This is a genomic window from Arthrobacter sp. 2YAF22_2 (genome assembly GCF_052114645.1).
Taxonomy (GTDB): domain Bacteria; phylum Actinomycetota; class Actinomycetes; order Actinomycetales; family Micrococcaceae; genus Arthrobacter.
Map to the genome: position 1 here is coordinate 1 of NZ_JBFRFD010000044.1, position 11,644 is coordinate 11,644.

General features: G+C 71.2%; 7 protein-coding genes and 1 pseudogene. 1 reads left to right on the forward strand and 7 read right to left on the reverse strand.

What is annotated here, in order from left to right:
• Window positions 1-324 (reverse strand): annotated as a pseudogene (locus AB4Y86_RS03420) (polysaccharide deacetylase family protein); the annotation flags it as partial.
• A gap of 158 nt (window positions 325-482) precedes the next feature.
• On the opposite strand from AB4Y86_RS03420, the gene AB4Y86_RS03425 reads away from it, so the two are divergent.
• On the forward strand, window positions 483-2,390 hold the full coding sequence (locus AB4Y86_RS03425; RefSeq protein WP_441400100.1) for a heavy metal translocating P-type ATPase: 1,908 nt from the start codon (window positions 483-485) through the stop codon (window positions 2,388-2,390).
• Here AB4Y86_RS03425 and ppsA read toward each other — a convergent pair.
• From ppsA to AB4Y86_RS03455, 6 genes are all read right to left on the reverse strand, one after another.
• Complete coding sequence (ppsA, locus tag AB4Y86_RS03430; RefSeq protein ID WP_441400088.1) at window positions 2,338-4,737, reverse strand: phosphoenolpyruvate synthase; 2,400 nt, start codon at window positions 4,735-4,737, stop codon at window positions 2,338-2,340. The genes AB4Y86_RS03425 and ppsA overlap by 53 nt on opposite strands.
• An 81-nt stretch (window positions 4,738-4,818) precedes the next feature.
• A complete protein-coding gene (locus AB4Y86_RS03435; RefSeq protein ID WP_441400090.1) occupies window positions 4,819-7,464 on the reverse strand; it encodes a cation-translocating P-type ATPase in 2,646 nt (881 codons plus the stop codon).
• Window positions 7,465-7,622: 158 nt separating this feature from the next.
• Window positions 7,623-8,414 carry a glycosyltransferase gene (locus tag AB4Y86_RS03440; RefSeq protein ID WP_441400092.1) on the reverse strand — a complete coding sequence of 264 codons (792 nt, stop codon included), beginning with the start codon at window positions 8,412-8,414 and terminating at the stop codon, window positions 7,623-7,625.
• On the reverse strand, window positions 8,411-9,790 hold the full coding sequence (locus tag AB4Y86_RS03445) for a PIG-L family deacetylase (protein ID WP_441400094.1): 1,380 nt from the start codon (window positions 9,788-9,790) through the stop codon (window positions 8,411-8,413). Before AB4Y86_RS03445 ends, AB4Y86_RS03440 begins: the two co-directional genes overlap by 4 nt.
• A complete protein-coding gene (locus tag AB4Y86_RS03450; protein WP_441400096.1) occupies window positions 9,784-10,920 on the reverse strand; it encodes a hypothetical protein in 1,137 nt (378 codons plus the stop codon). The genes AB4Y86_RS03445 and AB4Y86_RS03450 overlap by 7 nt, the downstream gene beginning before the upstream one ends.
• A 158-nt stretch (window positions 10,921-11,078) precedes the next feature.
• Window positions 11,079-11,644, reverse strand: a 566-nt coding sequence (locus tag AB4Y86_RS03455) for an O-methyltransferase (protein WP_441400098.1), incomplete at its 5' end; no start/stop codon positions are given.

The window sequence follows — 11,644 nt, forward strand, 5'->3', positions numbered from 1 at the left end:
GGGCGCAGAGGGCAGCGGTGGAGCGTCCGCGGCCGGGGCTTCCGGGGCTTCCGCGCTCGACGGCGGCCCTGCCGCATTGGACGGCGGGACGCTCGACGGCGGCGCTGGCGGCTCCGGCGTTGAAGTCGGCGTCGGAGTCTGCGTTGGGGTCTGCGGCCGGACCGAAGGGCTACCGGCGCCGGGGACCACCGGGGGCGCAGCATCCCGGGGTCCCGCGCCGAGGATCACGGCCGTCACCACCGCGCCGGCCAGCAACACCAGTGCGGCCACCACCACGATGACCGCAACCACCCGGCGGCGGCCGCCGGCGAAGATCGCCCACATGCTTCACCATGGCGCCGGATCACCGGCAATGGTAGGGCTGAACGGCCCGCGGGCGGGCGGGACGGCCGCAGTAGGATGCAAGTAGTCGCAGACGCCGGGTCTTGCGTGGAGAACGAGGCGGGACAACCGTGAAAATTGCGTTCCGGTATCCGCTGGTGATGGGCACTGTCGTTGCCCTTTTAGCAGTGGTGTTGCTGCTGGCTTCCGGCCAGGAAGGGATCGCGCGGATCGCCGCGAGCATCTACGCGCTGGCCGTGGCCGCGTACCTCGGTGTCGGCATGGTCCGCCGGCTGCTCCGCGGCCAGTGGGGCATCGATATCCTGGCGGTCACGGCCATCGTCAGCACAGTGCTGGTGGGTGAGTTCATCGCCTCGATGATCATCGTGCTCATGATGGCCGGCGGCACCGCGCTGGAGGACTACGCGGCGGGCCGGGCCAAAGGCGAGCTGACGGCCCTGCTGGAGCGCGTACCGCAGACCGCGCACCGGGAACGCCCCGCCGCAGCCGGGACCTCCGTCGCCGGAACCCAAATTGACGGTCAGCACGAGGACGTGCCCGCCGTCGACGTCGAAGTCGGCGACATCCTGCTGGTGCGGCCCGGCGAGGTGGTGCCGCTGGACGGGGTGCTGCTCTCCACGTCCGGGACCTTCGACGAGTCCTCGCTAACCGGCGAAAGCCTGCCGGTGGAACGCGCCGCCGGCGACGGCCTGATGAGCGGATCCTTGAACGGCCAAGCCGCCATCCGGATGCAGGTCACGGCCCTGATGGAGAACTCCCAGTACAGCCGGATCGTCGCCCTGGTGAAGGAGGCGGCAGAGAGCAAGGCGCCCATGGTCCGGCTGGCGGACCGTTACGCCGTCCCGTTCACCGCCCTCGCCTACCTGCTGGGCGCCGTCGGGTGGATCATCAGCGGCAGCCCGGCCCGTTTTGCCGAGGTGCTGGTGGTCGCCACTCCCTGTCCGCTGCTGATCGCCGCACCGGTCGCCTTCCTGGGCGGCATGAGCCGTGCCGCCCGCGGCGGCATCATCGTCAAATACGCCGGCGTGCTGGAACTGCTGGGCCGGATCAAGACCGCCGCCTTCGACAAGACCGGAACCCTCACCTACGGCCGGCCGGCCTTGGTGGAGGTCCGGGTCACCGGCACCCTGGCCGAGGACGAGGTGCTGCGCTGGGCGGCCTCCGCGGAGCAGTACTCCTCCCACGTGCTCGCCGCGTCCGTGATGGACGCCGCCCGCTCCCGGGCGCTGGGCTTTGAAAGCGCCTCCGGGGCCACCGAATACGCCACCCACGGGGTCCGGGCCAGCTTCGGCGGCCGGGACGTGGTGGTGGGCAAGCCCACCTTCGTGGCCGAATCGGCCGCGGGAGTGGAAGAGACGGAACTGGCCAGCGGCGAACTGGCCATCTATGTGGGGGTTGGCACGGAATACGTCGGTTGCCTCGTGATGAGCGATCCGATCCGCGCCGAGGCGCGGCGGACCCTCGCCGAGCTCCGCGCCCTGGGCGTCACCGAGACCGTGATGCTGACCGGCGACGCCCAGGCCACCGCCGAGCACATCGCGGAGGCCGCCGGGGTCACCAACGTCAGGGCTGAATGCCTGCCGCCGGACAAGGTGGACGCCGTGCGGTCGCTGCCGCACCGGCCGGTGCTGATGGTGGGCGACGGCGTCAACGACGCCCCCGTCCTGGCCGTCGCCGACGTCGGAATCGCCATGGGAGCGCGGGGCTCGACGGCGGCCGGCGAGTCCGCCGACGTCGTGATCATCCTGGACGACCTGTCCAAGGTGGCCTCGGCCGTGCGGATCAGCCAGCGGACCGTGAAGGTGGCGCTGCAAAGCATCTGGATCGGGATCGCCATGAGCGTGGCGCTGATGGTGGCGGCTGCGGCCGGCTACGTTCCCGCCATCGCCGGCGCCTTGTCCCAGGAGCYGGTGGACCTGGCCACCATCCTGAACGCGTTACGGGCCCTCAGTTCCGGGCGGCGGCCTACGGGCCCGGGGGCCGGTGGCGGTCGCGTTACTTCCCGGACGCCTGCGACTCGGCTGCCGCGATCCGCGGGACGGTCCTGAGGTAGCTGTCCGGGTTCAGCGAGATCGAGTCGATGCCCTCGCCGACCAGGAACGCCGCAAACTCCGGGTGGTTGCTGGGGCCCTGCCCGCAGATGCCGATTTTGATCCCGGCCGCGTGCGCCTTGCGGATCGCCTCGCTGATCATCGCCATGACGGCCTCGTCGCGCTCGTCGAACAGGGCCGCAAGCTGCGCCGAATCCCGGTCCACACCGAGGACCAGCTGGGTGAGGTCGTTCGAGCCGATCGAGAAACCGTCGAAGCGGGACGCGAACTGCTCGGCCAGGACCACGTTGGACGGGATCTCGCACATCATGTAGACCTGCAGGCCCTGCTCGCCGCGGACCAGTCCGTTCTCCGCCATCACCGCGAGCACCTTGTCCGCCTCCTGCGGTGTCCGGCAGAACGGGACCATCACGATGATGTTGCTGAACCCGAGTCGTTCCCGGACCCGTTTCAGCGCCCGGCATTCGAGCGCGAAGCCGTCCCGGTACCGCTCGTCGTAGTACCGGGACGCGCCGCGGAAGCCGAGCATCGGGTTCTCCTCCGCCTCCTCGAAAGAGCCGCCGCCAATAAGGTGCGCATACTCGTTGGTCTTGAAGTCGCTGAGCCGCACAATCACCGGGTTCGGGTGGTAGGGCGCGGCGATCTTCGCGATGCCGAGGGCCAGGGTGTCCACGAAGTAGTCCTTCGGATCCGCGTAGCCGCGGGTCAGTTCCCGGATCTGTGCCGCCTCCTGCCGATCGGCGACCCGCTCCGGGTGGACCAGCGCCATCGGATGGACCCGGATCAGGGCGCTGATGATGAACTCCATCCGGGCCAGCCCGACGCCGGCAGCCGGCAGCCGCCACCACTGGAAGGCGGCCGCGGGGCTGGCGATGTTGACCATGACCTTGGTGCGCGTCTCGGGCAAATCCCCAAGGTCCACGTCCTCGGTTTCAAACGCGAGGCTGCCGGCGTACACGCGGCCCTGGTCGCCCTCGGCGCAGGACAGGGTCACGGCCTGGTCCTCCGCGAGGACGCCCGTGGCGTTGCCGGTCCCGACGACGGCCGGCACCCCCAGTTCCCGGCTCACGATCGCCGCATGGCTGGTGGGGCCGCCGTGGTCGGTGACGATCCCGGCCGCGCGCTTCATGATGGGAACCCAGTCCGGGTCGGTCATCTCGGTGACCAGGATGGCGCCGTCGCGGAACTTCTCAATGTCGGCGGCGCTCCGGATCACGCACGCCGTCCCCTGCGCGATCGAGTCGCCGATCGCCGCGCCGGTTACCAGCAGGGTGCCCGTTTCCAACAGGTGGTGGAGGGTGAACCGGGAACCGGTCTTGAGCGACTGCACGGTCTCGGGCCGGGCCTGGACCATGAAGAGTTCGCCGGTCTCGCCGTCCCTGGCCCACTCCATGTCCATCGGCCGGCCGTAGTGCTCCTCGACGCTCACCGCCCAGCGGGCGAGGGCGAGGATCTCGGCGTCGGCCAGGACGAATGCCCGGCGCTCGGCGTCGGAGGTGTCCATGGTCCGGGTGCGGGCGTGGCCGCCGCGGCTGTACACCATCTTCCGCTCCTTGGCGCCAAGGGACTTTTCGATAATCGGGCTGATTCCCTGCGCCGCCGCGTCCTCGGTCAGCAGCGGCTTGAACACGAGGTACTTGTCCGGGTTGACGCTGCCCTGCACCACGGTCTCACCCAGCCCCCAGGCGGCACTGATCACGGCCACCCGCGGGAAGCCGGAGTCCGTGTCGATAGAGAACATCACCCCGGAGGCGCCGACATCGGAGCGCACCATCCGCTGGACCCCGATCGAGAGGGCGACGTCGAGGTGGTCGAAGCCCTTGACCTCCCGGTAGCTGATGGCCCGGTCGGTGAACAGCGAGGCGTAGCAACGCCGGCAGGCGTCCATCAGCTCCCGGTCGCCGGTGACGTTCAGGAACGTTTCCTGCTGGCCGGCGAAGCTGGCATCGGGCAAGTCCTCGGCGGTGGCGCTGYTGCGGACGGCGACGGATAGCCGCTCCAGGCCGGCGCGCTGCCCGAGGTCCCCGTAGTGCGAACGGATGGACTCAGCGATGTCCGGCGGAAACTCGCTCGCCAGGAACAGTTCCCGGATGGCCTCCCCGGTTTCGCGCAGCGTCGCGTCACCCGCGCGGTAGGCCAGGATCCGCGAGCGCATCGCCGGTTCAATCCCATTGGCCGCGATGAAGGTCCGGTAGGCCGCGGCGGTGGTGGCGAAGCCGTCGGGAACCCGCACCCCCCGGGGTTTGAGGGACTGGATGAGTTCGCCCAGGGAGGCGTTCTTCCCGCCGACCTGCGGGACGTCGCCCATGCCGATGTCTTCAAACCAGACCACGTGTTCGGGCATGCCGGGGCTCCTCTGGTGTTGGTCCGCCTGTGCTCTGATCCTGCTGGCCGGCGGCTTCCGGGGTCAGAGTCTTTGGACCTTTTAGGCGGCGCGGGCCTTGCGGCCTGACCGACGGTGCCGCGCCAGCTTATAGAGCCAGTCCGCGAGCAGGACCGCGGGGATGGCGCCGAGGGCCACGGCCAGCCCCCCGGGTGTCGGCGGGGACTGGCCCAGCAGGGCGGCGAGCGGGCCGAGGAACAGGAACACGGAGAGCAGCCCCAGCTCTGCCAGCACGGCCCAGAGCAGCAGCCGGTTGGTGAACCAGCCCAGGCGCCAAGGCGGGGCGGTGGCGCTGCGGCAGGCGAAGGCGTTGGCAAGTTGGGCCAGGACCACGGTGGTGAACGCTGCGCCCGAGGCTGCCATCAGCACGTCCGACAGCGGCAGTTCGGCCCCGGGGCTCCAGCCGGCGCCGAGGAGCACGGCGGTGTAGGCCGTCATCTCCATCAGCGCCTCCACCGGGCCCAGCAGCCCGAAGACCCGGAACATGAGGGCGCGGTCCATCAGGTGCCGGCGTTCCGGCGCTCGTTTCAGCGCCCCTGTGCTGGGCGCTTCGCTGCCGAGGGCGAGGGCCGGCAAGAGGTCGGTTCCAATGTCCAGGGCGAGGATCTGCAGCACGCTCAGCGCCAGCGGGAACCGCCCGCCGGACAGGGCCCAGATCACGAACGGCGTCAGTTCGGCCACGTTGTCCGTGAGGTGGTACGTCAGGAAGCGGCGGATGTTCGCGTAGGTGGCGCGGCCCTGTTCCACCGCCGCGATGATCGTGGCGAAGTCGTCGTCGAGCAGCACCAGGTCCGCCGCCTCGCGGGCCACATCGGTGCCGCTGAGACCCATGGCGACGCCGATGTCTGCCTGCTGCAGGGCAGGCCCGTCGTTGACGCCGTCTCCGGTCATGGCCAGCACGTGGCCGCCGTGCTGCAACAGCCGGGCCACCCGGAGTTTTTGTTCCGGCGTCACCCGGCTGACCACGACGCCGTCGCGGTCCAGCAGCGCGGCCAGCACCTCGTCGTCCTCCGGCAGGGCGTGGCCCTCCAACACCGTCTCCGGGGAGCCAATCAGGCCGGTCTCCCGCGCAATGGCAGCGGCCGTGAAGGCGTGGTCGCCGGTGACCATGCCCACCTTGATGCCGGCCTCGCGGGCCGCCTGCAGCGAGAGCCGCACCTCGGCGCGGGGCGGATCGTGCAGGCCGATCAGCCCCAGCAGCGTCAGCCCGGTCTCAACCTCCTCGAGCTTGAAGCGGTCGCCGGGCAGGCCCGGCAGGCTCCGCTGCGCGACCGCCAGGACCCGGAGCCCGTGCGAAGCCATCTGGTCGACCATCTGCAGGGCGCGGTCGGCGCCGCCGCCGCCGTCGCCCCTGCATAAGGGGATCACGGACTCCGGGGCGCCCTTGACGAACAGCGTCGTGCCGACGATTGCGGACTCCCGCAGCCGGCGGGGATCGAAGGCAAAGCGGTGCGACGGCGCCGGTTCCTCGGGGCCGGCCAGCCGGGTGGCCAGCGCATCGATCGCGGCTTCCATCGGGTCTCCCTGCGCGATCCACTGCCCCTCGTGCGGCACCGCCCGGCCCACCGAGGCGGCACGGGCGGCGGCGCTGAGCCGCTGCCCCGCCCGGAACGCTCCGGCCCCGGCGGGGGCGCCGCCTTCCCCGGTGACCAGGGCCTCCGGCCCGTAGCCCGGGCCGGTGATGCCGAGCAGCCCGGCGGGCGTCCAGACCTCGACGGCGTTCATCCGGTTCTGCGTGAGGGTTCCGGTCTTGTCCGTGCAGATGAAGGTGGTCGAGCCGAGCGTCTCCACCGCCTGCAGGTTCCGCACCAGGGCGTTGCGCGCGGCCATCCGCTGGGCACCGATGGCGAGCGAAAGGGTGACGGTCGGGAGCAGGCCCTCGGGCACCAGCGCCACCGCCACGCCGATCGCGAAGAGGAATGCATCGCGCCAGGAGATGCCCACCAGCAGCGAGAGGATGAAGAACAGGGCGCCGATGCCCAGGGCCACGCCGGCGACAATTCGGACAATCCGTTGCAGCTCCAGTGCCAGCGGGCCCGGCGGGGCCTCGACCTTGCCGGTCAGCGACGCGATCTCGGCGAGCCTGGTCTGTCCGCCGGTGCTGGCCACCAGGCCTTCGGCCGTGCCGATAACCAGGAAGGTTCCACCGAACACGGTGTCGCCGGCGGCCTTGCTGACCGCTTCGCTTTCGCCGGTGAGCATCGATTCRTCCACGGTGCAGCCCGCGGCCAGCGCCAGCCGGAGATCCGCGGGCACCCGGTCCCCGGCAACCAGCACGACGGCGTCGCCGGGCACGAGTTCGGTGGTGTGTACCTTGATGACCCGGTTGTCCCGGCGGACCGAGACCATGGCAGGCAGTAACTCCCGCAGTTTGGCGGCGGCGTGCTGGGCGCGTTCCTGCTGGATGTAGGCGAACACCCCGTTCACCACGATGACGACGACAATCGCGACGCCCAGTTGCGGCATCCCGGCGATGAAGGCGAGGACGGCCGCGACCCAGAGCATAAGCGCAAAAAAATGGGTCAATTCCGCCAGGAGCCGTCGCCAGCCCGGGACCGTGCTGACTTCCGGCAGCCGGTTCGGTCCGCTGCGTTCCAGCCGCTGGGCCGCCTCCGCTGAGCTGAGGCCGGGGAGCCCGGGCAGGGGCACCACGCCCGCGGGGGTCACCGCCCGCCGGTCTTCATGCACAGCACCAACCTCGGCCCCGCGTCCGGCACCTCATGCTCCCGAGGATGCCCCTGCAGGTAGCGGCTGGTAAGGGCCAAAGGTCACCGCAGGGACGCAGGAACTCCGGATAGGAGCCTAGGGTTCAGCGACTCCGGCACCACGGCCTCTCCGGCCGGGCGTCAGTTGCCTGCGGGCGCGGGCGGCCGCTGCCGCCCCAGGGCGCGGAGGTAGGCACCGAAGCCCTGGGGTGCCCGCGCCTGGGTCCGGCCGGAGGTCAGGACCCGCATGCTGTCGGTGGCGATGACGGTGAAGGCCAGGCTGCGCAGGCTCTGGACCAGGCTTCGGTCCTCATGCGATTCCTGTTGGGTGAAACCGCCCGCGGCGAGGTAGGCGGAGGCCCGGACGCCGAAGTTGGCGCCATAGACATGCGGGTGGTTCTCCTCGAAGGGGTGGCGGTCCAGCCAGCGGCGCAGCAGTTCCGGGTCCATGCCCGCCGGGTCAGGTTCCACGGAACCCAACACCGCATCCGCTCCCGCCTCGGCGAACTCCAGTTGCCGGACCAGCCAGTGCACCGGGACCAGCGAATCGGCGTCCGTGTTCGCCAGCCAGGTCCGCCCCGGCCACGGCCCGGGCGTGGAGCGCTGCCCGCGAACGGGCCGGGGCCGGCGGAGCACCGCGGCGCGGATGCCTGCCGCCCGGCTCGCGCCGGCACTGCGAAGCCGGACTTCGAGCGCGCTGATGCGCGGGTCGGCGTCGGCGTACCCGGCGGTGATCGCGGCAGAGCGGTCGGTGCAGGTGTCCAGGACCACCACCACCCGGACGGCGACGTCGGGCCGCGTCCGCTGCAGCTCGTCGGCGGCGCGCTGCACCGCCCGCAAGGCCCGGTCGAGCTGCTGTTCCTCGTTGTGGGCCGGCATGACGACGGCGACGGCGTCGATGCCGGGGCGCCGCGGCGGGGGCGGGGCGGTCACGGGAGCTGCTCCGGGGCGCGGAAGACTTCCAGCACGAAATCGCGCTCCCGGTGCAGGCCGGCGCCGGGCCAGCGAAGCTGCTGCCGCGCGGCGGCGTGCACGGTGTCGCCGTCGAGCTCCCAGCCGTCGATGGGGTGGCGCCAGTGGCAGAGCGCCAGCGTGCCGCCGGGCAGCAGGGTGGCTTCGACCCGTTCGAACAGCGCCGCAAGTTCYGCCGGTGAAAGGTAGTAGCCCAGCTCCGACACCACGATCAGGTCAAAGGCGCCCTCCGGCCAGTCCTGCGGGACGGTGAGGTGGCGGGTCTGCGCGCCCGGCAGGTGCTCAAGCCGCACGGCGGCGTGCGCCAGGGCGGCGCTGCTCGCGTCGACGGCCAGGAAGGTGTCGCAGCGTTCGGCGAGCTCCAGGCTGAGGGTGCCGATCGAGCAGCCGATCTCCAGGCCGGCGGTGTACCTCGGCTCCGGTAGCGCCGCAAGCGTCAGGGCGCGCTTGCGGCGTTCGTACCAGCTGGTGGCGTACTGCCAGGGGTCCTCGTTCCGGGTGTGGACCGCATCGAAGAGGGCCTCCGCGTCCGCCGCGCCGTAGCCAGGCCCGGATCCGGCGGCGCCGGCGGGCCGGTGCCAGGCGAAGGTCTCCCAGGGGCGGGAAAAATGCTCCAGGAACGCGGCAGGGAGCAACACCCCATCCCCCGGCTGGTCGGACAATGCCTGCACCTGCGAGGTGTGGGCAGCCATGGCCTGCGCTTTGGCCCGTTCCTCCCCCGGGCTCAGCGGGACCTGCAGCCAGGACTGCCAGGCCGGGTCCCCGGGGCCGGCCCAAAGCCAGTACCAGATCGGGTACTCGAGCAGCCCGTAGCCGGCCGCGCCGGCCACCTCGGCGGCGGCGGACCCCAGCGCATCGTGGTCGGTGTGTCCGTCGTTGCGGTAGGGCGCAACCAGGACCACGCGGGCCGCCGGTTTGCCAATGGCAGCCGCGGCTTCGTGGATCGCGGCCAGCACCGGCTCGCGGTGTTCGGCCAGCTTCCCGTCCGGCAGGCCGAGGAACCGCCAGCCGGCGCCGGGGACGAGGTGCCCAAGCGCTCCGGCGAACTCCCGCAGGCGCAGCGCGGCGAGCTGTTCCGGTGTGGCCGTGGGCGAATCGGGATGCGAGGCCTCCCCGGCCGTGCACAGCAGCAATCGCACCTCGGCGCCGAGGCCGTGCAGCCGGCTGAGCAGGCCTCCGGCGCCCAGCGATTCGTCGTCGGGGTGGGCCGCCAGGACAATAAACGCCGTGCCTGCCAGCTCTCCGGCGTCGAGCGGCAACTCCGGGAGGGCGGCAAGGCCGCTGCGCGCCCAATCCTCTTCGCTGGTCCCGGCATCGTGGTGCGTGAAGCTCACCACGGGTGATCCCCCGTGAACGTCAGGGCGCCGAGCTTGGCGTCGTCGCGCATGGCATGGTGCTGGCGGATGTAAAGCGAGAGGTCGGCCATGCGCTTGCCGTAGCGCCGATCGAAGGCAAGCGGGCCGGGTCCGAGGTTTTGGCTCACCAGCGCCTGGATGCGTTCGACGGCGGCGGCTGCGCTGCCGCGGATGCGCAGCGCCTCGCTCCACGCACCGGGTCCGGAGAGCTCCCCGCAGTCGATCCGGGGCGCCGTCCGGGCGAAGTACCCGAGGAGGCCGGCCAGCGTACGGTCGATTTCACCGAGGTGCGCGAGGGCCAGCTGGTCCGGTTCGCGACCGCGGTCGGCGGCCGCCAGCAGTGCATCCTGGTAGCTGCGGGCCACGGCGACGGCGCCGCCGAGCCAGCACGCGGCGACGCCGATGCCGCCCCAGGCGAACCCCGGACGCTGGTAGTACCAGCCGGGCGCACCGAGCGAGACGGCCGGGACAGCGTCGAAGTGCACGGTGCCGCTGGGAACTTCGCGCAGCCCCAGGCTGGTCCAGGCAGGGTCCGCGAAAGTGACCCCGGCCGCGTGCAGGTCAACGGCGAAAGCAGCGCGGCCGCCGCCTGCCAGCTGCGCGGTGAGCACGGCATGGTCGAGTTGCGCGGCGATCGAACACCACGGTTTGGAACCGTGCAGGAGGGTCCGGCCGCCGGCATCGCTGGCTTCCAGCGTCAGCCCGGGCGCTTCGGCGGCGAACACTCCCCAGGTCCCGTCGAACGGGATGTCGTCGAACGGGATGCCGTCGGAGAAATTATCGGGGACGTCGCCCGGCCCCTCCACCCCGGCGGCCTGCGCACCTTCGGCCTGCGCGAGAATCGCGGCGGCGTCGAGGTGTGGTTCCAGAATCCGGCCGGCGGCGACATCGACGGCGGTGACCGAGGCGAGGATTTCCCAGAGGAAAGCGGTCCGGCCGGCGCCCGGCTTCGGCGCGGACTCGCCCACGTCCTTGGCGAGGGCCAGTAGGGCCGGGACATCTCCGACGCTGGCTCCGACGCACTCCAGCAGCGGTCCGAGCCCGGCGAGGTCCTCGGGGGCGGAGCTGATCCGGACGGCCCGTGGAGAGCGGGAGTCCTGCGTCGCGTTCATTACCTGGTGTCCTTTGCGAAGTGTGCCCGGTGCGGTTCCGAGCCCGCGGTTGCCGATCGAAGCGGCCTTTTGGCCAAATCTCAGCATACTTAGTATTTGGCTGGCCCGCGCCGCCACACAGCGTCAGCGCCGCGCTTCCGCACCCCGCCACCGCCTCGCTACCGCACGAGGGCGAGGGCGAAGCCGTCCCAGCCTTTCGATCCGACCGTCTGGATGACCGTGCCGTCCAGCCGCGGGTCCTCACCCATGAGCTGCAGCGCCGCCACGATTCCCGGGGCATTCACGGGGTCCAAAGCCGGTTCCAGCACCGCGCCCTCCCAGACGACGTTGTCCATCACCACGACGGTGCCGGGCCGGCCGAGCCGGATGGCCCAGTCCAGGTACTGCGGGTTGTTTTCCTTGTCCGCGTCGATGAAGACGAGATCAAAGGGCCCGACGCCCTCGCTTTCCAACGCCGGCAGCGTGTCCAAGGCCGCGCCCACACGGACTTCGACCAGGTGGCCCAGGCCGGCCTGGTCGAGATTGGCCCTGGCCACTCCGGCGTGCCGGGGGTCGTATTCGCAGGTGATGAGCCGGCCGCCGTCGGGCAGCCCCTGTGCCATCCAGATGGTGCTGAACCCGGCCAAGGTGCCGATCTCCAGCACGCGGCGGGCACCGGAGAGCTGGACCAAGAGCTTGAGAAGTTTCCCGGCGTTGGGCRCGACCTCGATGGGCGGCATCCCGG